We start from the raw sequence: 24,605 nt of genomic DNA on the forward strand, positions 1-24,605 counted from the left end.
ACCAGGGCTACTTAGGAGGCCAGCGCCTCATCCCCGTCATCCAGCAGCGGATAAACGCCGTCGGCGTCGTGGACTTCATGTCCAGTCAGCGGGGGATTGAAGACGCACAAACACTCGAAATCACTGATCGCGTGCAGGTTATGCTCTTCATGACCATCCAGGGTATAGAGGGTGCCAGGGGCTATCTTGTAGCGCTTGCCATCCGCCAAGGTTTCGATCTCTGCCTCGCCGGAGATGCAGTACACCGCCTCGATATGGTGCTTGTACCAGATGTGCGTCACGCTGCCGGCGAACAGTACCGTGTGGTTCAGCGAGAAGCCGACACGGTCGGCGCGCACCAGCAGCCGGTTGCTCTCGAAGGTGTCCGTGCGCACGGACTTGGAGGTACCGCGCACGTCGCTGACGTGTTTGACAATCATGCTGAAGAGCTCCTGTATCGGTAAATTTCAGACGGCTTCGTCGAGTACGACCTGCGGCGCGCCGAGCACGTCGCGCACGGCCGTGCGCAGCAGCTCGGTGCCGGCATCAAGCTCGGCTTTCTCGATAGTCAACGGGGGCATGAATTTGGCGACATCGTCATCCGGCCCCGCGGTTTCATGAATCAGACCGCGCTTGAAGGCCGCCTGCGAAATCTCCTTGGCAAGATCCTTGCGGGTGCATACAAGCCCCTGCATCATGCCGCGCCCACGCACCTCGGAAAATGCGTCCGGGTAGGCCGCAGCCAATGTGTCCAGTGCATTGCGCAAGATTTTGGCACGCGCTGCGATGTGCGACTCGAACTCGCCCGTCTCCCAAAACGCTAACGCCGCAGTCGCTGTGACGAAGGCCGGATTGTTGCCACGGAACGTGCCGTTGTGCTCGCCGGCATCCCAAAGATCGTGCTGCGGACGAATCAGGGTGAGCGCCATCGGCAGGCCATAGCCACTGATCGATTTCGACAGGCAGACGATATCCGGTCGGATTCCGGCTTCCTCGAAGCTGAAGAAACTGCCCATGCGACCGCAACCGGCCTGAATGTCATCGACGATGAGCAGCATGTCGTAACGACGGCACACCGCCTCTAGGCTGCGCAGCCACTCCGGCTCGGCGACATTAATGCCACCCTCGGCCTGCACGGTTTCCACGATGACTGCGGCCGGCAAGTCGACGCCGCTGCCGTTATCGCTGAGGAAACGATCCATGTATTCAATGGTATCGGTATCCTCGCCGAAGTAGCCGCTGTACGGCATGGTGTCGCTCAGCGTCAGGGCGACGCCGGCACCACCCCGCTTGAAGGCGTTTCCGGTCACAGACAAGGCACCCAGGGTCATGCCATGGAAGGCATTGGTGAACGAAATGATCTTCTCACGCCCGGTAACCTTACGCGCCAGCTTAAGCGCCGCCTCCACTGAATTGGTCCCGGTCGGCCCGGGGAACTGCACACGGTAATCCATGCCGCGAGGCTCCAAGATCACGTCGCGAAAGCGTTCGAGGAATTCAGCCTTGGCGCGCGTGGCCAGATCGAGACCGTGGGTAATACCGTTACGTTCGATGTAATCAATCAACTTGGCCTTGAGTGCCGGGTGATTATGGCCATAGTTGAGTGCGCCCGCGCCGCTGAAGAAATCCACATATCGGCGGCCGTCGACGTCGTACATGTTCGCGCCTTCCGCGCGGTCGAAAACCACCGGAAAGTTGCGAATATAGCCGCGGACCTCGGATTCCAGGGTTTCGAATATTTCCATCATTGCCTTACCTCACTGAGTCGGTTCAGGGTGGGTCCCGCGAACGCATGCTCGCGATAGGGCGAAGTGATCGGACCGATGTGGATACGCGGCTCTGGTTCATGACCGTCCGGGAACAGATCCGCCTCGAAACCATCGGTCTCCCACAGCGGCGCGCCCAACTCGCGGGCAAGCGAGCCGAATAGCGCGCGTGAGGCCTGATTGCCTGATTCAATAGTCGCTTCAATCTGGCTCAAATCGTCGTGTCTGGCCAGGACATCGCGCAGTAGTCGCTTGGCCAAGCCCTGCCCCCGTGCACGCGCTGCGACGCCGATCTGCCAAACGAACCACACGTCCGGGCGTTCCGGTGGTCTATATCCGGTCACAAAGCCAATGATGCCGTCGCCATCCTCGGCTACCGCGCCGGTATCCGCATAATCGCGGCACTGCAATAGGTAACAATAGGCCGAATTCACATCCAATACCCGCGAGTCGCGGACCAGACGCCAGATGCGTCGGCCATCGCTAACTTTTGGTTTACGAATTTTCATACATTAACTCCGTTGGAATCGGTTTCGGTCGACTGCCTGCGTGGCGATGCCAGTCCCGTGTCCGTGATCGGCCCGCTGGTCAGCAGCGGCGCCGCATCGATGTCATCGGCATCCATCAGGCTGGCGATGCGTTGCAGTGAGGACAGCAACAGGGTGCGCTCCCAATCGGCCAGAGTGTCCAGGCGCGCGGCAAAGCGCTCCTGCAACAACGGGGGCGCATGGCGAAAGATTTCGATCGCCTCTTCGGTAGGACTGACGTAGACCCTGCGTTTGTCCGTGGTCGATCGGTGCTTGGCGACGAGGCCGTGACGCTCCAGGCGCTGCACAATTTCCGTGGTAGTGGCCTGACCCAGTGTGACCTGCCTTGCCAAATCGCCGACCGTAAGCTCACCGGCTGCGATCAACGCCTTGAGTACCATCGCCTGCGGGCCGGTCAATCCATGAGTGTGCGCCAGCCGGCGGGAATGGATGTCGACCGCCCGCATAATGCGCCTCAGGGCCACCATGATTTCGTCACTAATACCTTGATTCAGTTCATTCATGCGCAGCAATTATATTGTGTACGATTCATTTTCTCAAGTCAGATCGACTCACAACGCCCAAATAACGGGCGCAATAGGCATTAATTATCACAAAAATGCACGATTTCAGTGCGCATAGCGTCCGAAACGCCGAAAAAAGTGATAACAGAGGCCATGAGATTTAATTTGTTCACGATTGATATGACGATGGGATGACGTACGGAAACGCACCCAGGCCTCTCGCGTCAGACTCGTGAGCGGAAATGGCGCTTACCGAGAATCGCTCAGGGATTTTGGGGGATATCAGCTGGATTACGGGCGCTCAGGACAGGCACCGAAACAGGGAATCAACGCAAAGACGCCCTGGCACGCGTCGCCAGGGCATTCGGTATTCAGAGAGGACGGCGCAAATACGGCATATCGCCGCGTGCAAGGTTGCGCTGAATGAAATCAGCGCGTCCCGCCTCGCGATCATTGAGTCCCTCAGCGCAAGTCGAAGGAACGCGTGCGGCACTGGAGAGAAGTACCTCCAACTCCATCAGATCGACCTTGGGCGTGACCAAGGTACGAGCATTGGGCGCATCTTGCCCATTGACGACCCAGAACATCCGGGGATGCCAGCAGAATTGACGGACGTCGTCACGCAGAAACAACTCGACGCAGCGCGTATTGATCTCAACCGGGGAGAGCCCGGCTTGTGACTGATTCATGATGGGAACCTCGAGTGGGGAAACCCCCTTTCGGAGTGTACTCGGGTAACCCTAGGCGCGTCGGGCGCAACATCACGCCACGCTCACTCATGCAGTGGCAAAATACGCTGCGATATAGTCGTCCAACGATTCATGCTTGCCCGCCTCAAGTACCGACTGGGCATGCAAGGAATCGCCAGCCAATCGCTCGAAGAACGCCTGACGATCAGCCGATAAAGACTCTGCCAGGAAAAAATCCCGATGCGACTCGGACATGCGCAACGCAAAGGCATGGAAGCCCTCGCCGCGCTCACGCATCTCGCGCAACATACGCGCGGATGGCGTTGCCTCCGGATCGCGTACCTTATCCCGTTGCCGCGCCAGTGCCTTGCAATAGGTGCCGCCACTGCCGCCGTCGAGCAATTCGCAGAACCCGGTCATCACATCCAGTATCTCGAGTGCCCAATCCCGCAGCTCACGCTCGCGGCCCTCTTGCCGCAAAGCAAGACCCGGCTCGCGGCCACGATGCGCAACCCTCAGAAAATTATCGTCAATGGCTTGCCGTTCTTGCGCACCGACCACCGGACTGTCGCAGAATAGGGCAAAGATCAAAAAGGCCTCGATAAAGCGCATCTGCTCTGGGCTCACGCCCAGTGGGTGGTAGGCATTGACGTCGAGCGAACGTAGCTCGATGTATCGAACGCCCCTGCGGCGCAGCGCCAGCGCCGGACGCTCGCCACTTTCAAGTACCTGCTTGGGGCGCACACTACTGTAGTACTCATTTTCGATCTGCAGGATATTACTGCTGAGCTGACGATAATCGCCGTCAACCTTAACGCCGATCTCGGCATAACGTGAGCTTGGAGTACGGATAGCACGCTCCAGGCTGTCGATATAGCTCGCCAAGGAGTCGTAGCAGACCCTCACCCCAGTCTCACCTTCCTTCGCGTTGGTATAGCCGATATCCCCCATACGCAGAGAGGTTGCATAGGGCTCGTAGTGGGTGTGGGTATCGAAATTCGGCAGCCGCGTATGGCTACCCTTGAAGAACGAGGCACACACCGCGGGCGATGCGCCGAAGAGGTAGGGAATCAACCAACCGATCCGCTGCAGATTGCGCAGCATCCCCATATACGACGCGGACACGAAATCGCTTGGATCACCCGCCACGCCCGCGAGCGCCTGATGGACCGGCCAGAAATCTTCGTGCATCGAGAAATTGAAATGCACGCCAGCAATCACCTGCATGACCCTGCCGTAGCGGTAACCCAGCCCACGCCGGTAGATGTGCTTCATGCGCCCCGCGTTGGATTCGCCGTATTCGGCGATGGGGATGCTGGCCTCGCCACCCAGCAGACACGGCATGCTCGTCGCCCAGAGAAATTCCTCGCCCAGATGCGCATAAACGAAACGATGGGTATCGCAGAGAAACTGCAGCGTTTCGGCGCTGTCTTCCCCCGGCGGTGTAATCAGCTCGAGCAGCGCCTCGGAGTAATCGGTCGTGATATACGGATGCGTGAGCGCAGCCCCCAGGATACGGGGGTGTGGCGTCTGGGCGATACTGCCATTCGCCTGCACGCGCAGGCTTTCCTTCTCCAGCCCGATGCGGTTGCGGCGGACCAATCCGGCTTCGCCCTGATCCATGAGTTTGCGTAAACGGCGTTCGGCTGAAGCGTACAAAATGGGGGTCCCAAATTCGATGACTGTGGATCGGCGACTAGCGCGCATTCTAGCGCAAACGCTCTTGGCGAAGGCGCAACGGTTGGCGACGAAGGCTCCCAGCAGCTAGTATTGATTGCACGGAAGTGCGCCATTTCAGCACAACGCCAATCGGCCGCACAACGGCTTGAGGGATCAGCCATTCGTAAGCCTCGCCCATCCAATACGCCTGCCCGCACAGCACGGAGACTGTGGTGGCCACTGGCGGTACTCTTCATCTTCGGCGGCTTCGCCATGCTGGCCGGCGTCAGCCTATGGGCTTGGCAGCAAACGCGTTCGGAGCTGCTCGGCAATCTGCGCGTTGTAGCCCAGTTCGTCTCAGATAACGCGCAAGCAGTCTTTGATGAGCTTGGTAACGACCTCCCCTACCTGAGCCAACAGCTACGCCATGAGCCCGACAATCTTGCCGCGAACTACACCCTCCTCAAAACCTACCAGGATTTTCATCCCAGCGTGGCGAGCATGGCCCTATTCGCGCCCGACGGCAAAATGCTGCTCAATACCGACCGCCCCTTCGGCAGCAGGCTGCCAGATCCGCGCGACAACCCCGCGTTTCGCGCCAGCCTGGAGGCCACGCTCAAAAGCGAAGGCCCCTGGATCGGACTAACTCAGTTCGGGCTCGTACTCGGCGCCTGGCGCATCCCGGTGCGCTACGTCGTGCGTTACCGTGACGGCAAACCACGCTACATCATCCAGGCTGCGGTACTGCTCCAGCACATCACCTCCGCCTGGGCGCACATGACCCTGCCCACGGACACGGCGATCGGCCTGATCCGGACCGATGGCTACCACATTGCGCGCCTGCCTACGGCGAATCCCCGGCGCATCTACAGCATCCAAATGAAGGGCTCGCTGATCCAGGAGTTACGCAAAAATCCCGGCGCAAAAATCGGCGCCTACCACGGCAAGGTGCAGACCGACGGCAGCCACCGCCTCGGCATCTACGTCCACCTATCCCGATTTCCGGCGGTTGCTTACGCCAGCCTCTCTTCGCGCCAGATACTGCTCGACTGGGGGCGCCGCATCACGCCCTTCGTCACGCTCGGGATACTCAGCATCCTGGGCTTTATCGGACTAGCCTACCTACTGATCGTACGCGAACAGCGGCACGCCTCCGAACTCACCGTACAAGCGCGCCGTCAGGTACTCACTGGATTACCCAACCGTATCGGCGCCCAGGAATGGATAGAAGCGGAACTCAACCGCGGCAGCGTCACTCTGAGCGTATTGCAGATCGATCTACTCAATTTCAAAGACATCAATACCGCGCTGGGCACCGAAGCCGGTGACCGCGTGCTCCAGGAAATAGCACGCCGTTTGCGTATTCATGCGGAACGTCTAAACGGCTTCGTCTCTCATCTCGACGCAGATGAATTCCTGCTCGGCCTACCCGGTTCTGGGTTGATCAATGCCCATGCTGCCGCGCAATCGATCCGTCGCACCATCAATTCGGCCTATGAAATAGAGGGCCGAACACTTCGCCTGCAGGCCAGCATCGGTATCGCGTGTATCCCGGACGATGCCCACAGCGCCGCCGGGTTGTTACGTGCCGTCGACGCTGCTCTACATGCCGCCAAGCGGGGACAATCCGGCATTTCATTCTATGATCCGCAGGCAGGACGCCTCAGCGATGCGCGCGTCAGCTTCCAGCACGCGGTTGAGCGGGCGCTCGAACACGACGAATTCAGGCTTTACTATCAACCGATCATCGACCTGGCCAGTGGACAGATCGTCGGTGCAGAAGCGCTGATCCGCTGGCACGACCCCGAACGCGGCCTGCTGCCCCCTAGCGAATTCATCCCACTTGCCGAAACTACCGGCTGGATTGCTCCGTTAGGAGAATGGGTATTCCGGCGCGCCTGCTCGGATGTCAAGGACTGGCAACGCATCGGTTTGGATTTACGCATCTCGGTCAACCTGAGCGCTTCCCAGTTCAACAGCCCGGAGCTGATCGATCAGCTTCAAAACGAGCTCGACACTGCAGGGATTACCGCTCGGCATATCGAACTTGAGATCACCGAAACCGCGGTCATGGAAGACGTTCTGCACAGCGCAGAGATCATGCGTAAGCTCAGCGCCCTTGGCCTCCGCCTAGCCATCGACGACTTTGGCACCGGCTATTCATCTCTCGCATACCTGCGCAAACTGCCGGCACAGACCATCAAGATCGACCAGAGCTTCATCCGTGAAATCGACACCGATCCAGAGGATCTGGAGATCGTCAAGGCCATTGTCGCCCTGGCGCATGTACTCGGCCGTCATACCTTGGCCGAAGGCATCGAAACTGAAGCCCAGTATCAACTCCTTAAGACGCTCGGGGTCGATCTTGGCCAAGGCTACTGGTTCAGTCCACCGCTTCCAGAACCCAAATTCCTCCAGCGCGCCCTCTCCTGGCAACAACGGACCGGGGTGGATACCGCCATCGGCGAGGATTAAGTGCTATCGTCTTCCAGCACTCGATCAGGTGTTGATCGCCCGAGCAACTCGCCCAGTTGTACATGACTCACTTCGCGGATCAGCCTCCGACTCAGACTTCGCTCGCTAGGCAACAAAAGTTGCATGAGCGCGGCATCCGTAAACAAACACTGCTCCGCACTGGGCGCATAGGCTCGATCCAAGCTGACCCTCAGCACGCGCCCCAGATTCAGGCCACGCCCATCGTCAAGTAAAAGCAGGTGCGGATAAAGCCGGCGAGCGGGATCCGGCCGGGGATAATCAATCAGCCCCATAAGTTCGTGGGGTCGCCCACTCGCGCTAGCGCTCGGCACCGGCGCATCTAGCCGCGCCTCGATAAGATAGATTGAACAACCGATTGCGGCGCGCAAACGCGCAATCTGGCGATCATATTCCGCCGATGGCCACAAACCGGCAGCAGACGCAGCAGGCTTGATACCGACCGACATAGATAGAGACCGACTTTTGGCGTCATCATCCACGCACATGGCACAATATCCATACTATTAACATTGTCATAGAGTGACGACTATGATGATGATAGCAAAGAGTCACGCTACGACAATCAGCTACCTTCCCGGGAGATCATCTCATGAAACGCATGACCACTATCATCTTGAGTCTTTTTCTGTTCGCGGCGGCCTCGTCCGCCGCGCTAGCGCGCGGAAATGGCATCGTCACGCTGCGCAGCAACCACAGCGTCGCGGTGACCATTGACCGCCTTGAGCAAGCACTCAAAGACAAGCACATGACCATCTTCGCTCGCATCGACCATGCCAAGGGAGCCCACGGCGTAGGCCTGGCACTACGACCAACCGAGCTACTCATCTTCGGCAACCCCAAGATCGGTACGCACCTGATGGAATGCAAGCAGATCGCGGGACTTGACCTTCCCCTGAAGGCACTGGCCTGGCAAGATGCCAAAGGTCAGGTCTGGCTAAGCTACAACAGTCCGGAATACATCGCCAAACGCGACCGCCTCGGTCATTGCGGCAGCGAAGCAGTTGCCACTATGCATAAAGCACTCAGGGCCTTTACGAAGGCCGCAACCCACTAGTCGGCGTAGCGTTTAGGGCAGCGGGGGAGGCTTGTAAACTGCGAGGCCTCCTCCGCCGCCACCTCATACACAGACCTTTTATCGATCCGATATCGCTCGGAGGGCATGGTCTACCGCCTGAGCACGCCGTCTCAGTGCCAATCGAAGCGGTCTTTCATCCCCACTTTTGTCTCTGCGTCCATCGCCACGCCACTCGCTGAGCAGCTTCGCGGTCACCACTACACGAACTTGGCGCTCATTCCGCTCAGATTCGCACCCATTCAATCGGGGCCTTATCCATGGGCGGCATTGACGCCACCAGGCAGCCGCCAGCTGGCGAACGCGCCAGATAGCGAAGGAAAGAAAGCGTGGAAGTCAGAAGATAGCGCGCTTGATAGCGCACGTACTGACGCCAGGAAAGGATGGTGGGCCGTGTTGGGCTCGAACCAACGACCATCGGATTAAAAGTCCGGTGCTCTACCAACTGAGCTAACGGCCCGCAAGCGAGCGGCGCAGTATAACGCGTCGAGGGCTCTCCCGGAATCCCGGGGCGCAATCCCTCGACGCGAAATTGAAACTTTAAACTGCCTCGAGCTTGCGCAACTTGCCAGGCACCAAGTGGAAATCCGCCAGCGCAGCGATCAGCGCACTGAAGAAAGTGGCCTCTCCTTCGTAGACCATCCGGTAGTACTCGATCTTCATGGTCAAGGCGCTGCCGAAGATAATCGAGATCAAGGTCATATACGAACCGAGCGCCAATGTGGACACGCCGGTCACACCTTGGCCGATGGTGCAACCCATACCCAGCACGCCACCGACCCCCATCAGAAAACCGCCGACTATGTGGCGGCCGAAATCGGTCACCGAGGAGAACCACTCAAGCCGAAGCTTGCGCGTGAACAATGCGTATAGGAAGGAACCCAGCACCACTCCCAGTGCCACCATCATGCCGAAGGTCACCAGCTTGGATTTGAAACCGGCCGTCAGGAAATAAAGCACCTGCCCACTGGGGGATACGAAGGTAAAGGACTGTGCGCCGGGAGCAGCCGGCGGCGTGTCCATGAATTCAATGTCACTCAGCCAATGCTGACCTACTGGACCCGCGGTTAGCCACCAGCCGCCAACCACGATCAGACCAACGACCAAACCACCGATCACGTTGTCACGACTGCCACGGAAGTCGCTCGAGCGCAATGCCCAGACAATCAAGGTCAGGCTCAGCAATACACCAATCACATACCCGACGACATGGGGTGAATGGATGCCAAATGCCGCCGCAAGGATGCTACCAATACCCTGATTACTGGCACCGAAGCTACTCACGTCGACGAAGGCTGGCGTCATCCATTTAAGAAAGACGTGATAGCCAAAATTGGTGTACATCATCAGATAGGCGCCCACACCCATCATCGCGAAAACAAATAGCGATTTGATGTTACCCGCGCCGATGCGCACCATGGTCTTGTTGCCGCAGCCGCTGCCGAGCGTCATGCCTACGCCGAACAGGAAGCCGCCGACCAGATAGCGCGGCCATGCGAGCGAACTGGTCAGGTAGGGGGGAAAGACTTGCTGTTATTCGCCACCATGGACATGTTCGCCTGCCCGGTCCACTGCAGGATAAGCACACCCGCGATGGCGACCGCGATGGCGAACATCCAGGCCCGGATACGCCCAGTGTCACCCATGTTGACCCAGTCTGAAACCGCGCCCATGGTGCAGAAATTGGTCTTGTTGACCACCGCACCCATGATTACCGCCAGCCCGAGCCCCCGAGTAAGACCTGTTGAGTAGTTGTCAGATCCATAAGCCGTCCCTCTGCAAATAAGTTCTCATTGTAGTCGCGCAGGACACAATCGGCCCTGCGGCCAAATCAGTCGCGCAACTTAAGATGCGTCGGGTGGAGGTTTTATTCCGGGCTGGACCGGCGATTCAAATCCCGGTAACGAGTCGGGTCTGGCACGCCAGCGTCTTCGAATCCTGCTGCACGTAACCGGCAAGCGTCGCAGCGCCCACAAGCGCGGCCATCGTCATCGGCCTGATAGCAGGACACCGTGCGTGCGTAATCGACGCCCAATGCCATCCCACGATGAATGATTTCCCCTTTGGTATCATCGATCAGTGGGGCATGGACGTGAAAATGCGTGCCTTCGACACCCGCCTTGGTAGCCACGTTCGCCAACTGCTCAAAGGCCTCGATGAATGCCGGGCGGCAATCGGGATAACCCGAATAATCCACTGCATTGACACCCACGAAGATATCCTGAGCCCCCAATACTTCGGCCCAGCCCAGCGCGACTGCCAGAAATACCGTGTTACGCGCCGGCACATAAGTCACTGGGATACCTTCGCTCGGCGCCTCCGGTACTGCGATGGATTCGTCGGTCAACGCGGACCCACCGATTGCACTGAGATCCAACTTGACCACACGATGCTCGATCGCGCCACCATTCAAAGCAACGGCGCTTGCGGCATCCAGTTCGGCCGCGTGTCGCTGGCCATAATCGAAGCTCAACGCAAAACACTCAAAGCCCGCCGCGCGGGCAATGGCCAGTACCGTGGCGGAATCGAGTCCGCCGGACAATAGAATCACGGCCTTATTCATCGTCCTGCCGCTTCTCCCCATAAATATTTGTGTAGCTGGATCTGAAATCGTACCGGCAGACGGTCTTCCAGAATCCACTCGGCCAGCATGGTCGGTTCTAGCTGGTCATGGACCGGCGAGAACAAGACCTCGACACGCGTCACCAGATCGAATGCCTTGAGTTGGGTGCATGCCCATTCATAATCTTTACGCCCTGAAATCACGAACTTAATCTGATCCCGAGTGCCAAGATGCTGTAGATTCTCCAAGCGGTTTTTCCCAGACTCACCCGAGTCCGGACACTTGAGATCAACCACCTTGACCACGCGTGGATCGACTGCGGATACATCCAGCGCACCACTAGTTTCGAGGGAGACCGTATATCCCGCGTCGCATAATGCTACGAGTAGCGGCAGCACGCTGCGCTGCGCGAGAGGCTCGCCCCCCGTAACCGTGACGTGACTCACCGCATAGTCGGCGACCTTCGACAGCACCTCATCAAGCGACATGGCGCTTCCGCCGGAAAATGCATACGCGGTATCGCAATAGTGGCAGCGCAACGGGCAACCGGTCAGTCTGACGAAGACCGTCGGCCACCCGACATCGCGCGCTTCCCCCTGCAGGGAAAGGAAAATCTCGGTAATACGCAGCTTGGCAGAGCCCCTAGTAGCGGATGGCTCGGCACTGATCGGGTAATTAATGTCCTTCACGCTGCATGCGACTCAGGCGATCGGCGGCCAATCGCGCCGCACTGGTGCCGGGGTAATTATTTACCACGTTCTGCAGGGTCTTGCGTGCTGACGGCCATTGCTTGAGCTCATACTGGCTGTAGCCAATCTTGAGCATTGAGGCTGCAACCTTATTACTCTGAGGATACTGGTTCACGACCAACCTAAACTGCGCCAGCGCCTGATTAAAATGCTGTTCGACGTACAATGCCTCACCCATCCAGTAAGCCGCATTCGGTACATATGGGCTCTGTGGATACTGCTTGATGAAGGATTTGAAGGCATCGACCGCTTCGTGATAATGGCTGTTTTTCAATAAATTGAAGGCTTGTTGATAGGCATCAAGCCCATTGCCGCCGCTAGCGACAGCAACCGCTGCCGGCGTTGATGTCGATGAGGCTGCCGGCTGGCCCGTAGAAGCCGACGGCATCGATGGACTCGCAGCACTTGGCGAGCCTGTGCCGCCATTGGCGGCACTCCCGCTCGACGCTGCCGTCGCGCCACCGGAAACCGCAGCCTCCAGCGCCTGTAAGCGCTGATCCGTGTTCATGTACAACTCGCGCTGCCGTTTGCGCAAATCATCCAATTCGTGGGTAATCTCCTGATTCTGACCACGGAGTTCACGAATCTCCTGCTGCAGCCCGGTGATCTGCTGATACAACTGGATCACGGCCTGACTGTCGTCTGCATGCGCGGGGATGCTGGAGGCGGCGATTGCCGCCCCCAGCAGAACTACAGGTATCCACTGAGCTGAACGCATAAAAGCGAGTTCCGTCGTCGTAATTGCTACTGCCCGGGCATAGGCGCCTGAGCGCTATCGGTCGATGACTGCCCATTCGGAGCCGAGGTCATTGGGGCTGGGGTCATTGGCGCCGCGCTCATCGGTGCAGAGCCGGTAACCGGCTGCCCCGGATAAACTAGGTTCACCCGGCGGTTTTTCTGCCAGCAGGACTCATTTTGCTGCAGGCAGACCGGATTGTCCTCGCCATAGCTGATGATGTCGAGCTGGCTCGATTTGACGCCCTGCAACTCCAGCAACTTCGCCACAGCCTGTGCACGTCGCTCACCAAGCGCCATATTATAGGTATGCGAGCCGCGATCATCGGTATTGCCATCGAGCTTGATCGTCGTCGCCGGATGCGCTGACAGGTATTTGGCATGTGCGCTGATGATCGCCAGGTATTGAGGGGCAATCGTGCTGCTGTTGAATGCAAAATAGATCGCGCGCTTGGAAAGCGGGCTGGCCGGATTATTGAGCTCACTCGCGCTCATCCCGCCTTGGCCTTGCAAGGCATTCGCCTGTCCCTGCTCACCGGTGCCGCCTGCGCTCCCCATCCCCATACCCGCTGAGCCACCGGTGGATGACGGCTTAATCGTTTGCGAGGTCGGCGCGCAAGCCCCCAGCGTGGTGGCCAGACCGATGACCGCCAATATTCTGTAAAACTTGTTCATAACCACTCTCCTTGGAAAGCCCGAAAATAGGACAACAATATCCCGTTCAAACACTCAACTGCCATACGGCGACCAGGCCGGCTGACTGACATACTCGGGGCCGCTCAACCGCTGGCGTACACGCCCATCGACACTCACGACACCCAATACTTTTTTACCACCCTCGACGGTACTGAATATGACCATCGCACCATTTGGCGAGAAGCTAGGGGCATCGTCGAGGGGGCCTCGGGTCAGCACCTGCATCTGTCCAGTACCCAAATTCATAATCGCGATCTGGAAGGCGCCACCTGCCTGATGCACAAACGCAATTTTTTTGCCGTCTGGCGATACGGTAGCGCCGGCATTGTAATTACCATCGTAGGTCAGCCGTTGCGCAGGGCCGCCGCCGATCGTCTTGACATAAATTTGTGGCGAGCCCCCCCGGTCAGAGGTAAACACAATCGATTTCCCATCCGGCATCCAGGCGGCCCCCGTGTTGATGGAGGCGTCATGCGTCACCTGAATCAACTGACGGGTCGAGAGATTCATGACATAAATCTCGGCATGACCGTCGTGCGTCAAGGTCATGGCAAGCCGAGTGCCATCGGGTGAAAACGCAGGTGCGCTATTCAGGCCTGACTGATCGGAGATCATCTCGCGCTTGGCCGTCGTCAAATTCTGCAAATAGAGCTTCGGACGCCCCGAGGCAAAGGATTCGTAAGCGATGTATTTACCATCCGGTGACCAGGCAGGTGACGAAAGCGGTCTCGGTGATGAATAAACAATCTGAGGGTCATGGCCGTCATAGTCCGCCACCATGATTCGAAAACGCGCAATACGCCCATTTTCGACCTTGGTGCTGACATAAGCGATATGGGTATTAAATGCCCCTCGCTGTCCGGTCAACTGCTGATAGACCAAGTCGCTGATCCGATGTGCCGCCTGCCGCAACTGGCCAATCGTCGCCTGAAAGCGGTAGCCCAGCAATTGCTGATTCTGCAAGGTGTCGAACAGCTGAAAGTGAACGCTGTACTGGCCACCTCCGAGGGATTCCAGGCCACCGATGACCACGTCACCCACCCCAATTTTACTCCATGCACTGTTGTCGATCTGGCTTGGCTGGGTAGGTTGCTGAGGCATCTTGGCAGCCGGCACCGGCGCGAACAATCCACTGCGCGCCAGATCGTCGGCGACAATATGCCCGATACGCTGCGGCGGCTGCCCGGTCCCCGTCCAGGCAAATGGCACGATACCGATCGGCGTCGCCCCTACAGCTCCCTGTGTGATGGTGATGTTGAGCGCAGCCTCAGCCTGCACCCAAGCAGCTCCTAGGATCAAACACAGAATCACCGCAAATCGTTGCATATGCATCATCCCTGGGGCTTGAAATCGAATATCAATGTGCGCTGAAAAACACTCGGATTAGGGGCCAGAGGCAACGGTTCTGAGCGCTTAACGGCGGATTCGACCGAGCGCTTGAACAATTCGTCGCCAGTACAATCGGAAATCTGCAGGCTCAGAATATACCCCGCAGGGTCTTGCTGCACCATGACACGGCAACTCTGGCCAGGCTGATAACCCGGCGGAATCAACCAGTTATTTTGTACACGCGATCGAATGGCTGCCAGCCATGAGTTCTGCAATCGGTGATTCCGAGCGGCGACTGCCGCCATCTGCTGCCGTTTGAGCGCAGCCGCCTCGGCTGCGATCTGCGACTGTAGACGGCGTTTCTCCGCAGCTTCCTCTGCCTTTCGCTTCGCCTCCGCAGCAGCCTTCGCCTGAGCGGCGGCCTCAGCCTTTTGTTTCGCCTCCGCAACGGCCTTTGCCTGGGCGGCGGCCTCGGCTTTGTGCTTAGCCTCCGCAGCGGCCTTGGCTTGGGCGACTACCTCGGCCTTGTGCTTCGCCTCCGCAGCAGCCTTCGCTCTGGCGGCAGCCTCAGCCTTGTGCTTCGCCTCCGCAGCGGCCTTGGCTTGGGCGGCGGCCTCAGCCTTTTGCTTCGCCTCCGCAGCAGCCTTCGCTCTGGCGGCAGCCTCAGCCTTGTGCTTCGCCTCCGCAGCGGCCTTGGCTTGGGCGGCGGCCTCAGCCTTTTGCTTCGCCTCCGCAGCAGCCTTCGCTCTGGCGGCCACCTCGGCCTTTTGTTTCGCCTCCGCAACGGCCTTTGCCTGGGCGGCCACCTCAGCCTTGTGCTTCGCCTCCGCAGCGGCCTTTGCCTTGGCCTCCTCGGCGGCCTTGGCATGATCGTCTTTCGGAGGCGCCATCAACGCGGCCTGAATCGGCGCGCCGGACGAAACCGGGGTAATTTCGTGATTACGACTGAGACCAATGCCGAACAGAATCAGCACCAGTACATTTAGAAGTATCGCTGCTAATAAGGCCCATGGGTGCCTTTGAAGTTCACGCCACATGGTTAGCGCTGCGAGTTTGCGGCAGGGGGTTCTGTGACCAACCCCACTTTTTCGGCACCGGCTTGTTGCAGGATACCCATTGCCTCCACAACCTTCCCATAACTCACGTGGCTATCACCACGCACATAGACCTGTGTTTTTGGGTTCTTACTCAACACTTCGCCGACAATGCGTCTCAAGGCCGCCGCGTCAAGTGGTTGCGTCGGATTCGCGCCCTGACTAACAAAAAAGATACCCTGCGCATTCACGGTGACGGTCAGTGGCGGCTGGGTAGCCTGACTGGAAACCGGCTTGGACGGGACGCGTGGCAGATCGACTTTGACACCCTGCTTCAGCAAGGGTGCAGTCACGAGGAATATCACTAACAGCACTAGCATCACGTCGATATACGGCACGACGTTAATTTGGGCCATCGGTTTGCGGCGGCGGTGTCGGCGTGACATCTGGGAACCCGGTTGCCTGATACTCAGTTCATGACCAACTGGCGCTGCAGCAGCGCCAGGAACTCATCCTGAAAATTGTCATAGCGCGTCATCAAACGCTCCAGTTCGTCAGCGAAGCGATTGTACGCAACAACCGCGGGAATCGCCGCGAAAAGTCCCATGGCCGTGGCAATCAAAGCCTCGGCAATGCCTGGCGCGACCATTGCCAGTGAAGCCTGCTGTACATTACCCAACGCCATGAACGCATGCATGATGCCCCATACCGTGCCGAATAGACCAACATAGGGACTGACCGATCCGACCGTGGCCAGGAAGCTTAACCACCGACCGAGCTCATCTTCCTCGCGCGAGGAAGCAACTCGCATGGAACGCTGCGCGGCGTCGATGACGAAATTCGGCACAGTCTCCTGATTCGGCCGCTGCAACCGCAGATATTCGCGGAAACCTGCGGCGAAGATACCCTCAAGCCCTCCACGCTGCGTCTGCGCCCGGACCCCTTCGTACAGCTGAGATAGATTCGCACCCGACCAAAAACGATCCTCGAAAACCACCGCCTGACGACGCGCGCGCTTGAGCATGCGCCATTTCACGAAGATCATCGCCCAGGACAACACCGATGCGATTAGCAGCAGCAACAGCACCAGCTGGGCGAGTACGCTGGAATTCATCACCAGATCGTAGAAGGTGGGATCAACTGACACGAACGACGGCCTCCAATATATTTTCCGGGAATGCGACGGGACTGAACGAAGCTGCATCGAGACAAGCAAGCTTGACGCTACCACACGTCAGCAGCTGCGCGTTACCCGATTGAGCATTGCGGCGGATCTCGTGCGCGATCACAACGCTGGCTGGCCTGATCCGACTGACGGAGGCGGTCACCTCAAGCGCATCATTGAATCGTGCTGGATAACGGTAATCAACACTAACTGCACGTACGGCAAAAACCACGCCGGGGTCACGCATCAAGCTATCCTGCTCGAATCCCAAGCTTCTCAACCACTCGGTACGCGCTCTTTCCATGAACTTGAGGTAGTTCGCGTAGTAAACAACGCCTGCCGTGTCCGTGTCCTCGTAGTAGACGCGTACCGGCCAGGAAAACACTTCCATGATTAACTCCTGAGGCGCTCCTCGCTCGGTAAGGCGGAAGGCAACAGGGGCGTATTCTGTCAAATCCGAGAACGTTTCGCAGTTTTTTTGTCGGGCACACCTGCCCGTTCAGCGCTGGCGATTCGAGGAACGGGAAATTAAATAGCCGGCGATGTCGTCACAACAACCCGAGGGAGAATGTGTTGTGACGTCATCGCCGGAAGGAGCGACATCGTAGCCCGCCGATAGAACGGCGAGCGAAACTTTACCGGCGATCAGGGGGCCGGTGTGCTGGCGGGTGCGTCAGGGGTCTGGGTACCTGATTCAGGCATCGTCGCAGCAGGTGCCGAAGGCGTCATGGTGGCCGCAGAAGGTGCCGCTGCGGTCGGCGCGGAGCCCGTTGAGTCCGAGCTATGCGGGGCGCTCGACTCCTTCTTCCCGCAGCCGGCCAACAGGCCAGCGCCGAGCACGACAGCAATCGCGGCGATCTTCAGCTGATGCTTATTCATACAAACCCTCATCACAGTTGTGGCGAAAACCGCGCTGACCCACTTGCAGCTCAACGCGTCGGATCGAATATCGTCCCCTGAGGCTTGGCTACATGTGCCGCACCGTGGGGATGCCCGGATCCCGTCGCCAACGATCCCAGCAATGCAAATACGGGACCCGTCGTCAGCATTGCGAATATGGCAATGAACACACCTTTCTTCATTCACGCTCCCGACCGGGCAGGCCGTATTCGCCCGTTCCTAAGCTCTGTGTATCAATTCGCGTGCCACTTTTATTTATCCATTTAAAATCAAACACATAAACAGGAAATATCATGCAAACCCCACATAAACTGTCTGCATATGACGACGCCGAATACGACGCGCAGACTAAATGACTGAAAGCAAAGGAGTTTGACTGTCGCCGAATGGCGACAGTCTTAGGTGCGCTTGAACAACGCAGGGTCAATATGATGGCGATTCAACAACTTGTAGAATTCAGTACGGTTCCGCTTGGCGAGTTTTGCGGCTGCCGTCACGTTCCCGTCGGTTAGCGTGAGGATGCGTGTGATGTATTCCCGCTCTGCCTGTTCACGCGTCTCCACGAGTGACGGCATCTCTGCAGGTCCTTCATTCAGGGCCTTCTCTACCTGACTGGCCGGAATCAGGGGCGTGGTGGTCAGCGCAATCGTGCGCTCTACCACGTTATGAAGCTGGCGCACATTGCCGGGCCAGTCGTACGCTACCAGTCGCCCCATCGCGTCCGGGGAAAAGCCCTTGACCTCCTGTGGCGCACGATCGGCGGCAGCGGCAAGAAAGTGCGCCGCCAGCAAGGGTATGTCTTCACGTCGTTCGGCAAGCGTCGGCAGACTCAGCGTGACCACATTGAGGCGGTAATACAGATCCTCGCGAAAGCGGCCCTCCCGCACTGCAACATCAAGATCGCGGTGCGTGGCAGAGACGACGCGCACATCCACCGCAACGGTCGACACTGACCCCACTGGCCTGACGGCTCGTTCCTGAAGTGCGCGCAGCAACTTGGCTTGCGCGGACAAAGGCATGTCGCCGATCTCATCCAGAAATAAGGTGCCCCCACGCGCCGCCTGAAACAGACCAGGGTGATCGTACGCTGCGCCGGTAAAGGCACCTTTGCGGTGTCCAAAGAGCTCCGATTCGATGAGATTTTCCGGGATAGCGCTACAGTTGACTGCCACGAAGGGGCCTTCGTGGCGACGACTGACGCGGTGAATGGCGTGCGCCAGCAGCTCCTTGCCAGTACCACTCTCGCCTCGAATCAGAATGCTCGCATCCGCACGAGCGGCCAGCTTTGCCTCCGCCAGAACGGCTTGCATCTCGGGACTGCGCGTGATGATCCCCGCGCTCCAGGCCGCCTCGACCTCGGTTTCCTCGGGGAACCCTCCACCGAGCTGAACCGCAGAGTCGATCTGAATCTGCAACTCACGATGATTGAAGGGCTTGGTGAGAAACCCGAATACACCGCGTCGTGTCGCCGCTACGGCATCCGGGATGTTGCCGTGTGCCGTCAAAATGATGACCGGCAAGCCCGTGTAGGCTCGCGCAATGGCGTCGAACAGACTCATCCCGTCCATCCCGTCCATACGCAGATCCGTAATCACCACCTGCGGCCGAAAAACCGGCAACTTGGATAACGCCTCGGCCCCACTCTGCGCGGTCTCCACGTCGTAACCGGCGACGTTGAGACGAAGTGAGAGCACGTGTAGTAAATCCGGCTCGTCGTCCACCAACAAAACGCGCGTCTTAATTGAGGTTTTGTAACTCACGATCCTTCACCTGGTTGAGCTGCGTTTCGATGCGGGTCAACGCCTTGAGCTTCTGGCGCAGCGTTTCTGCCTCCTGATTCGAGGCCGCGAGCGCCTTCTCCGTTGCCTGCCGTTGCTGTGTGAGCTGGCGCAGGATCATAGCCAGACCTCGATAAGGCGAATTTGCCTTGATCGTCATCGAACGGAGTAGACCCAAAGACCCATCTGGAGAGAGACAATCCGGAATGACCGTCGCCAGCATAGCCAATGTCATCCGCGAGTAGTCGCTTGGATAGGCGGCAAAGTGAGCCTTCGCCTGCTCACAAGCGGTTTGCTGTCGATCCAAGGGCAATCCGACCACTTCACCCGCGTAGTTCAACAGCGCCTTGATGCCCGCGGACGGCGTAGGTAACGGAGGTGGAGGCGGAATGTGTTTGGCTTGAACTGGCGGCTGTATTACCGGAGGTCGTGTAGGCGGCTGGCGGAGAAACGCCGGTATATGCGCACAGCCGGAAAGCGACAGGAACAGCAGGCTCGCCCACAGTCGCCAACGCCATGAGTGGTCGACATTCATTCCGCACCTTCCTCTCGTAAATCCGGCGGCAACTCGACCACAAACACGGCACCCTCCCCCTCACGCGGCACATCGAGACTCACGCGGCCACGGTGAGCCTGTACGTACTCCTGCACAATGGCAAGACCCAAGCCAGACCCTCTCACCAAACCTTCTTGTGGCGGCTTACCGCGATAAAAAGGTTCGAATAGATGCGCTCGATCTTCGCCGGCGATGCCCGGCCCCTCATCCACAAGACGCAATACCACCCAGCCTTCGGCCAGTGATACGGCAACATGCAAGGTCGACCCTCGAGGTGCGTATTTGATGGCATTGGACAACAGATTGTCGACTACCTGGCGCAATTTGGCCTCGTCTCCCCACATTGCCGCACGCGTCAAGTGGCGATCCACATGCAACCCCCGTCCCGCAATCGCAGGGGTCAACGACTTGATCGACTGGTCGATCAATTGCGATAAATCGAGCATTTTCAGGTTCAGGCTCGCGAACTGACCTTGCAGGCGACTGTACTGTAAGAGCTGTTCGATTCTTTCCTGCAGCTGCCGCCCGCTGGCTGCCAGTATGCGCATCAGGCTCGCCTGTTCCGCATTGAGCATACCCAGCACCTGCTCATCGAGTAGCGACACACCCTCCAGCAGGGTTGTCAGCGGTGTCTTGAGGTCGTGCGACATATCGCGCAGGAAGCGTTGCTTACCGGTATCAAGCTCTTGCAGTCGTCGACGCGTCCAATCCAGGCGCTCGCCCAGATATTTGATATCACGCGGTCCACTCACTGTGACGGGCTGATCGAATCGACCATCGCCCAAGTGGTGGATGGCATGGTCGATCTGCCGAACTGGACGGAGAATCAGACGACTGAGCACATAGGCAAGTGCGAAGGTCAGCGGCACCAACAATGCTGCACCCCAGACCAGAAGCTCCTGTAGCCAGCTGGCATGCGTACGCAGCGCATCCACGCGACGACTCACCATGCGACTACTGTCGATCCAGAGCTGATGCGCCTCCCGGCTCAAACGGTCGAAACCACCGAGTCCAACCTGAACGGCTGGCTTACTTTGCATCCCTTGCAAAAAACGATTGGCCAGCTGGCTCTCGCCGACCGACAGTCGCGCGATCTGCGACTGCAGCCCCCCCCCAGAGGTAGCGCCATCAGGCCGTGCACGGTATGGTCGAATTGCTGATGACTGGAACGGAACACCTGCAACAAGCCGGGATCGCCCACAACCAGATATTGCCGGGCACTACGCTCCATGGTCACCAGCTCCTCCATTAGCAGCAGGCTCCCCTGGGTAAGTTGTACCGCTTCATACACAATGTTCTCGCTCTGCCCGGCAATGCGATTGACCGCATAGGCCGCGCCCAACACCACCAGCAACAAGGGCAGCACCACGAGCGTGAAGCTCAGCAATACCAGTCCTCCCAACGAGTGCGGCGGCCAACGGCGCCAGCCGGTGCCGGAAACCCATTTAATTTTCATCGCGCCCGAAAAGCTCCCCGCTGGGAAGCGGTGCGGCAGGCGCCGTCAGACCGAAGTGAGACCAGGCGCGACGCCCTGCAACACGGCCGCGCGCCGTCCTCGTCAGGAAACCTTGCTGAATCAGATAGGGCTCGATTACGTCCTCGATGGTGCCTCGTTCGTCGCCGATGGCGGCCGCCAGGCTGTCCACCCCGACGGGCCCACCGTCGAAACGTTCCATCACCGCGAGCAACAGGCGCCGATCCATATGATCCAGACCGAAGCGATCGACGTTAAGCATGTCGAGCGCCCGTGCCGCCACCGCACTGGTGATCACGCCGTCGGCCTTGACCTGGGCATAGTCGCGCACGCGGCGTAGCAGGCGATTGGCGACGCGCGGCGTACCGCGCCCACGACGTGCGATCTCCTCAGCGCCTTCGGATTCGATGATCACACCGAGAATTCCCGCTGCCCGAGTCACGATGCGTGTCAAATCGGTCGTGTTGTAGAACTCCAAGCGCTGCACGATGCCGAAGCGATCACGTAATGGCGAGGTCAACAGACCCGCCCTTGTCGTCGCGCCGACGAGCGTGAACGGCGGTAGCTCCAGCTTGATCGAGCGGGCCGCCGGCCCCTCCCCGATCATGATGTCGAGCTGGAAATCCTCCATCGCTGGATACAGAATTTCCTCTACCACCGGACTTAAGCGATGAATTTCATCGACGAAGAGCACGTCGTTGGGCTCTAGATTGGTCAGCAAGGCGGCGAGATCACCCGCCTTTTCCAGTACCGGGCCGGAGGTTTGTCGCAGGCTGGCGCCCAGCTCGTTGGCAATGATATGCGCCAACGTAGTCTTGCCGAGGCCGGGCGGACCGAAGATCAGCGTATGGTCGAGCGCTTCGCCGCGCGCACGGGCGGCGTGAATGAACACCTCCATCTGTTCACGCACCACCGGCTGACCGACGTAGTCGGCAAGACGGCGCGGACGTATACCGCCGTCGACGTCGGTATCCACATCGTCAACCAGAATCTCGCCGCTCAGCAGACGTTCCTTGTCGGTCATCGTACTGCCGCTCGCAGGGCCAAGCGGATCATCGCCTCGGCATCGAGGTCGTCACCCGCCACGGTCGCGATCATGCGGCTTGCCTCCGGTGGGCGGTAACCCAGCGCGACCAAGGCGCTGACGGCTTCCTCCTCGGCGTCTGCTAAGCGAGCCGCGGCGGCGGGTACGATACTCGTCGAGGTGGCCACGGGTGTCGCCAAACGGTCACGCAGCTCGATGATCAGGCGCTCGGCGGTTTTCTTGCCGATGCCCGGCAGACGCGTCAGGCGCGCACTGTCACCCGCATGGATACAAGCCGTAAAGCTCACCGCATCCATACCGGAAAGAATGGCGAGCGCGACTCGCGCGCCCACGCCATTGACCTTGAGTAGCTCACGGAACAATGCGCGCTCGCCCTCGGCGGCAAAACCGAACAGCTGGTGCGCATCTTCACGAATATGCAGGTGCGTATACAACAGCACCTCCTCGCCGAGCCCGGGCAGGACGTAGAACGTGGACATCGGCGCCTCGACCTCGTAGCCCACGCCACAGACCTCGATCAGCAGTTGTGGCGGCTGCTTGTGGGCCAACACACCTCTCAGACGACCAATCACGCGCGCCTCCCGGACAGGTGTGGCAGGTGAATGCCGGTATGCGCGTGGCATAAGGCGATGGCCAGCGCATCGGCGGCATCGGCTTGTGGTCGAGTATCCATGCCCAGTAGAAGTCTGATCATGTGCTGCACCTGCGTCTTATCCGCCGCCCCCGTCCCCACGACGGCAAGTTTGACCTCGCGTGGCGCGTATTCGTACACCGGCAGGCCCGCGATGACACCCGCGCAAATCGCAGCGCCGCGCGCTTGTCCCAACTTCAGTGCGGATGCCGGATTGCGCGCCACGAAAACCTGCTCGACAACCAACATATCCGGTACGTGCGTCGCGACGATCTCGCTGACTTCGCGGAAAATGCGTCCCAATCGTTCGGCGAGCGTGCCCTCCGGCAGGCGGATACAGCCGCTGGCGAGGTGCCGACTGTGACGCCCATCGCTTTCGATCAGGCCGTACCCGGTGATTCGGGATCCGGGATCGATGCCAAGGATGAGCATCAGTCGGCGGCCATGCGTTCCAGCACTTCATCCGGGAAATCGGCGTTGGCGTAGACCGACTGCACGTCGTCAAGATCCTCCAGAGTCTCGATCAACCGGATCATGGTTTCGGCGGTTTCCACATCGATTGGCGTGAGGTTGTTCGGACGCATGGTCGCCTCGGCGTTGTCCGGTTCGAGTCCTGCCTCGCGCATTGCTGCCGCTACGTCCTCGTAGGCATCCGGGCGCGTCAACACCTCGATGCTACCGTCCGCATCAGTGATCACGTCCTCTGCGCCGGCTTCCAGCGCGACCTCCATCAGGCGATCCTCGTCCAATCCCGGCGGAAAATTCAGCACGCCTGTATGTGTAAACATGAATGCGACCGAACCATCCGTGCCTAGGTTGCCACCGGCCTTGGTAAAGGCGTGTCTAACCTCTGCAACGGTACGGTTACGGTTATCGGTCATGCAATCGACCATCACCGCCACGCCACTCGGGCCATAGCCCTCGTAACGCACCTCCTCGTAATTGTCACCATCGAGCTCGCCGGCGCCGCGCTTGCGGGCCCGCTCAACGGTGTCTTTGGGCATATTCGCCGCCAGCGCCTTGTCGATCGCGATGCGCAAGCGCGGATTTGCGCTCAGATCGTCTCCACCCATCCGCGCCGAGACCGTAATCTCGCGAATCAACTTGGTGAAAAGCTTGCCGCGCTTCTTGTCCTGCGCACCTTTGCGGTGCTGGATATTGGCCCACTTGCTATGCCCTGCCATACCGCCACCTCTTCAAGCGATTCAGATCGATGCAATGGCGGATTTTACCATGCC

Annotated in this window: 27 protein-coding genes, 1 tRNA gene and 1 pseudogene; 2 read left to right on the forward strand and 27 right to left on the reverse strand. The window is 59.0% G+C overall.

Going from position 1 to position 24,605, the window contains the following annotated elements; all coding sequences use genetic code 11:
- Positions 1-11: 11 nt before the first annotated feature.
- From BI364_RS14130 to gshA, 6 genes are all read right to left on the reverse strand, one after another.
- Positions 12-419 carry an ectoine synthase gene (locus BI364_RS14130; protein WP_070079295.1) on the reverse strand — a complete coding sequence of 136 codons (408 nt, stop codon included), beginning with the start codon at positions 417-419 and terminating at the stop codon, positions 12-14.
- Between the two features lie 27 nt (positions 420-446).
- Positions 447-1,727 carry a diaminobutyrate--2-oxoglutarate transaminase gene (gene ectB / locus BI364_RS14135; RefSeq protein ID WP_070079296.1) on the reverse strand — a complete coding sequence of 427 codons (1,281 nt, stop codon included), beginning with the start codon at positions 1,725-1,727 and terminating at the stop codon, positions 447-449.
- Positions 1,724-2,254, reverse strand: coding sequence for a diaminobutyrate acetyltransferase (gene ectA, locus BI364_RS14140; protein ID WP_070079297.1), 531 nt, complete (start codon positions 2,252-2,254; stop codon positions 1,724-1,726). The genes ectB and ectA overlap by 4 nt, the downstream gene beginning before the upstream one ends.
- A complete protein-coding gene (locus tag BI364_RS14145) occupies positions 2,251-2,796 on the reverse strand; it encodes a MarR family winged helix-turn-helix transcriptional regulator (RefSeq protein WP_070079298.1) in 546 nt (181 codons plus the stop codon). Before BI364_RS14145 ends, ectA begins: the two co-directional genes overlap by 4 nt.
- A 371-nt stretch (positions 2,797-3,167) precedes the next feature.
- Entirely contained in the window at positions 3,168-3,485 is a 318-nt protein-coding gene (locus BI364_RS14150; RefSeq protein WP_070079299.1) for a hypothetical protein, read from the reverse strand.
- A gap of 87 nt (positions 3,486-3,572) precedes the next feature.
- The gene (gene gshA, locus BI364_RS14155; protein WP_070080093.1) at positions 3,573-5,108 is read right to left on the reverse strand and encodes a glutamate--cysteine ligase; all 1,536 of its coding nucleotides are present in this window, start codon (positions 5,106-5,108) and stop codon (positions 3,573-3,575) included.
- 147 nt (positions 5,109-5,255) lie between these two features.
- Here gshA and BI364_RS14160 point away from each other — a divergent pair, with 147 nt between their 5' ends.
- Positions 5,256-7,619, forward strand: coding sequence for a putative bifunctional diguanylate cyclase/phosphodiesterase (locus tag BI364_RS14160; RefSeq protein ID WP_156782776.1), 2,364 nt, complete (start codon positions 5,256-5,258; stop codon positions 7,617-7,619).
- On the opposite strand, the gene BI364_RS14165 is transcribed toward BI364_RS14160, so the two are convergent.
- Complete coding sequence (locus BI364_RS14165) at positions 7,616-8,086, reverse strand: hypothetical protein (protein ID WP_070079301.1); 471 nt, start codon at positions 8,084-8,086, stop codon at positions 7,616-7,618. The genes BI364_RS14160 and BI364_RS14165 overlap by 4 nt on opposite strands.
- Before the next feature lie 143 nt (positions 8,087-8,229).
- Between BI364_RS14165 and BI364_RS14170 the strand changes: the two genes are divergently transcribed.
- Positions 8,230-8,694 carry a DUF302 domain-containing protein gene (locus tag BI364_RS14170; RefSeq protein ID WP_070079302.1) on the forward strand — a complete coding sequence of 155 codons (465 nt, stop codon included), beginning with the start codon at positions 8,230-8,232 and terminating at the stop codon, positions 8,692-8,694.
- A 402-nt stretch (positions 8,695-9,096) separates the two neighbouring features.
- Here the strand turns inward: BI364_RS14170 and BI364_RS14175 are convergent.
- The 20 genes and pseudogenes from BI364_RS14175 to BI364_RS14265 form a co-directional block, all read right to left on the reverse strand.
- Positions 9,097-9,172 (reverse strand) — tRNA-Lys (locus BI364_RS14175).
- An 80-nt stretch (positions 9,173-9,252) separates the two neighbouring features.
- Positions 9,253-10,421, reverse strand: a pseudogene (locus tag BI364_RS14180) (YeeE/YedE family protein).
- A gap of 158 nt (positions 10,422-10,579) precedes the next feature.
- Positions 10,580-11,296, reverse strand: coding sequence for a 7-cyano-7-deazaguanine synthase QueC (gene queC, locus BI364_RS14185; protein ID WP_070079303.1), 717 nt, complete (start codon positions 11,294-11,296; stop codon positions 10,580-10,582).
- Positions 11,272-11,964: a 7-carboxy-7-deazaguanine synthase QueE gene (queE, locus tag BI364_RS14190; RefSeq protein WP_233279524.1), complete on the reverse strand. Its 693-nt coding sequence runs from the start codon at positions 11,962-11,964 to the stop codon at positions 11,272-11,274. Before queE ends, queC begins: the two co-directional genes overlap by 25 nt.
- The gene (gene ybgF / locus BI364_RS14195; protein WP_070079304.1) at positions 11,951-12,742 is read right to left on the reverse strand and encodes a tol-pal system protein YbgF; all 792 of its coding nucleotides are present in this window, start codon (positions 12,740-12,742) and stop codon (positions 11,951-11,953) included. The genes queE and ybgF overlap by 14 nt, the downstream gene beginning before the upstream one ends.
- A 26-nt stretch (positions 12,743-12,768) precedes the next feature.
- Positions 12,769-13,434: a peptidoglycan-associated lipoprotein Pal gene (gene pal, locus BI364_RS14200; protein ID WP_070079305.1), complete on the reverse strand. Its 666-nt coding sequence runs from the start codon at positions 13,432-13,434 to the stop codon at positions 12,769-12,771.
- Positions 13,435-13,488: 54 nt separating this feature from the next.
- On the reverse strand, positions 13,489-14,781 hold the full coding sequence (gene tolB / locus BI364_RS14205) for a Tol-Pal system beta propeller repeat protein TolB (RefSeq protein ID WP_233279525.1): 1,293 nt from the start codon (positions 14,779-14,781) through the stop codon (positions 13,489-13,491).
- A gap of 5 nt (positions 14,782-14,786) precedes the next feature.
- Positions 14,787-15,821: a cell envelope integrity protein TolA gene (gene tolA, locus BI364_RS14210; RefSeq protein ID WP_070079307.1), complete on the reverse strand. Its 1,035-nt coding sequence runs from the start codon at positions 15,819-15,821 to the stop codon at positions 14,787-14,789.
- A gap of 2 nt (positions 15,822-15,823) precedes the next feature.
- Positions 15,824-16,234 (reverse strand): protein TolR, encoded by a 411-nt coding sequence (gene tolR, locus BI364_RS14215; RefSeq protein WP_233279526.1) that lies wholly within the window; start codon positions 16,232-16,234, stop codon positions 15,824-15,826.
- A gap of 53 nt (positions 16,235-16,287) precedes the next feature.
- Positions 16,288-16,965 (reverse strand): protein TolQ, encoded by a 678-nt coding sequence (tolQ, locus tag BI364_RS14220; RefSeq protein ID WP_233279527.1) that lies wholly within the window; start codon positions 16,963-16,965, stop codon positions 16,288-16,290.
- Positions 16,955-17,374, reverse strand: coding sequence for a tol-pal system-associated acyl-CoA thioesterase (ybgC, locus tag BI364_RS14225; RefSeq protein ID WP_070079309.1), 420 nt, complete (start codon positions 17,372-17,374; stop codon positions 16,955-16,957). The genes tolQ and ybgC overlap by 11 nt, the downstream gene beginning before the upstream one ends.
- Positions 17,375-17,628: 254 nt before the next feature.
- Positions 17,629-17,862 carry a hypothetical protein gene (locus tag BI364_RS18065; protein ID WP_156782778.1) on the reverse strand — a complete coding sequence of 78 codons (234 nt, stop codon included), beginning with the start codon at positions 17,860-17,862 and terminating at the stop codon, positions 17,629-17,631.
- A 419-nt stretch (positions 17,863-18,281) separates the two neighbouring features.
- Positions 18,282-19,643, reverse strand: a complete 1,362-nt coding sequence (locus tag BI364_RS14230) for a sigma 54-interacting transcriptional regulator (protein WP_156782779.1) — start codon at positions 19,641-19,643, stop codon at positions 18,282-18,284.
- Positions 19,621-20,196, reverse strand: a complete 576-nt coding sequence (locus BI364_RS14235) for a hypothetical protein (RefSeq protein ID WP_156782780.1) — start codon at positions 20,194-20,196, stop codon at positions 19,621-19,623. The genes BI364_RS14230 and BI364_RS14235 overlap by 23 nt, the downstream gene beginning before the upstream one ends.
- The gene (locus tag BI364_RS14240; RefSeq protein WP_083251431.1) at positions 20,193-21,257 is read right to left on the reverse strand and encodes a HAMP domain-containing sensor histidine kinase; all 1,065 of its coding nucleotides are present in this window, start codon (positions 21,255-21,257) and stop codon (positions 20,193-20,195) included. The genes BI364_RS14235 and BI364_RS14240 overlap by 4 nt, the downstream gene beginning before the upstream one ends.
- Positions 21,206-21,673, reverse strand: coding sequence for a CHASE3 domain-containing protein (locus tag BI364_RS14245; RefSeq protein ID WP_070079312.1), 468 nt, complete (start codon positions 21,671-21,673; stop codon positions 21,206-21,208). Before BI364_RS14245 ends, BI364_RS14240 begins: the two co-directional genes overlap by 52 nt.
- Positions 21,663-22,715: a Holliday junction branch migration DNA helicase RuvB gene (ruvB, locus tag BI364_RS14250; RefSeq protein ID WP_070079313.1), complete on the reverse strand. Its 1,053-nt coding sequence runs from the start codon at positions 22,713-22,715 to the stop codon at positions 21,663-21,665. Before ruvB ends, BI364_RS14245 begins: the two co-directional genes overlap by 11 nt.
- The gene (gene ruvA / locus BI364_RS14255) at positions 22,712-23,308 is read right to left on the reverse strand and encodes a Holliday junction branch migration protein RuvA (RefSeq protein WP_070079314.1); all 597 of its coding nucleotides are present in this window, start codon (positions 23,306-23,308) and stop codon (positions 22,712-22,714) included. The genes ruvB and ruvA overlap by 4 nt, the downstream gene beginning before the upstream one ends.
- The gene (ruvC, locus tag BI364_RS14260; protein ID WP_197496058.1) at positions 23,305-23,802 is read right to left on the reverse strand and encodes a crossover junction endodeoxyribonuclease RuvC; all 498 of its coding nucleotides are present in this window, start codon (positions 23,800-23,802) and stop codon (positions 23,305-23,307) included. Before ruvC ends, ruvA begins: the two co-directional genes overlap by 4 nt.
- Positions 23,799-24,551 (reverse strand): YebC/PmpR family DNA-binding transcriptional regulator, encoded by a 753-nt coding sequence (locus BI364_RS14265; protein ID WP_070079316.1) that lies wholly within the window; start codon positions 24,549-24,551, stop codon positions 23,799-23,801. Before BI364_RS14265 ends, ruvC begins: the two co-directional genes overlap by 4 nt.
- Positions 24,552-24,605 lie beyond the last annotated feature (54 nt).

The organism is Acidihalobacter yilgarnensis, from assembly GCF_001753245.1.
In the GTDB taxonomy this organism is placed as follows: Bacteria; Pseudomonadota; Gammaproteobacteria; order DSM-5130; family Acidihalobacteraceae; genus Acidihalobacter; species Acidihalobacter yilgarnensis.

Coding starts and splice junctions, on each gene's coding strand:
- BI364_RS14130 (WP_070079295.1), bottom strand. CDS start 419: ATGATTGTCAAACACGTCAGCGACGTGCGCGGTACCTCCAAGTCCGTG.
- ectB (WP_070079296.1), bottom strand. CDS start 1,727: ATGATGGAAATATTCGAAACCCTGGAATCCGAGGTCCGCGGCTATATT.
- ectA (WP_070079297.1), bottom strand. CDS start 2,254: ATGAAAATTCGTAAACCAAAAGTTAGCGATGGCCGACGCATCTGGCGT.
- BI364_RS14145 (WP_070079298.1), bottom strand. CDS start 2,796: ATGAATGAACTGAATCAAGGTATTAGTGACGAAATCATGGTGGCCCTG.
- BI364_RS14150 (WP_070079299.1), bottom strand. CDS start 3,485: ATGAATCAGTCACAAGCCGGGCTCTCCCCGGTTGAGATCAATACGCGC.
- gshA (WP_070080093.1), bottom strand. CDS start 5,108: ATGGATCAGGGCGAAGCCGGATTGGTCCGCCGCAACCGCATCGGGCTG.
- BI364_RS14165 (WP_070079301.1), bottom strand. CDS start 8,086: ATGTCGGTCGGTATCAAGCCTGCTGCGTCTGCTGCCGGTTTGTGGCCA.
- BI364_RS14170 (WP_070079302.1), top strand. CDS start 8,230: ATGAAACGCATGACCACTATCATCTTGAGTCTTTTTCTGTTCGCGGCG.
- queC (WP_070079303.1), bottom strand. CDS start 11,296: ATGGGGAGAAGCGGCAGGACGATGAATAAGGCCGTGATTCTATTGTCC.
- ybgF (WP_070079304.1), bottom strand. CDS start 12,742: ATGCGTTCAGCTCAGTGGATACCTGTAGTTCTGCTGGGGGCGGCAATC.
- pal (WP_070079305.1), bottom strand. CDS start 13,434: ATGAACAAGTTTTACAGAATATTGGCGGTCATCGGTCTGGCCACCACG.
- tolB (WP_233279525.1), bottom strand. CDS start 14,781: ATGCAACGATTTGCGGTGATTCTGTGTTTGATCCTAGGAGCTGCTTGG.
- tolA (WP_070079307.1), bottom strand. CDS start 15,821: ATGTGGCGTGAACTTCAAAGGCACCCATGGGCCTTATTAGCAGCGATA.
- tolR (WP_233279526.1), bottom strand. CDS start 16,234: ATGGCCCAAATTAACGTCGTGCCGTATATCGACGTGATGCTAGTGCTG.
- ybgC (WP_070079309.1), bottom strand. CDS start 17,374: ATGGAAGTGTTTTCCTGGCCGGTACGCGTCTACTACGAGGACACGGAC.
- BI364_RS18065 (WP_156782778.1), bottom strand. CDS start 17,862: ATGAATAAGCATCAGCTGAAGATCGCCGCGATTGCTGTCGTGCTCGGC.
- BI364_RS14235 (WP_156782780.1), bottom strand. CDS start 20,196: ATGAATGTCGACCACTCATGGCGTTGGCGACTGTGGGCGAGCCTGCTG.
- BI364_RS14240 (WP_083251431.1), bottom strand. CDS start 21,257: ATGCAAAGTAAGCCAGCCGTTCAGGTTGGACTCGGTGGTTTCGACCGT.
- BI364_RS14245 (WP_070079312.1), bottom strand. CDS start 21,673: ATGAAAATTAAATGGGTTTCCGGCACCGGCTGGCGCCGTTGGCCGCCG.
- ruvB (WP_070079313.1), bottom strand. CDS start 22,715: ATGACCGACAAGGAACGTCTGCTGAGCGGCGAGATTCTGGTTGACGAT.
- BI364_RS14265 (WP_070079316.1), bottom strand. CDS start 24,551: ATGGCAGGGCATAGCAAGTGGGCCAATATCCAGCACCGCAAAGGTGCG.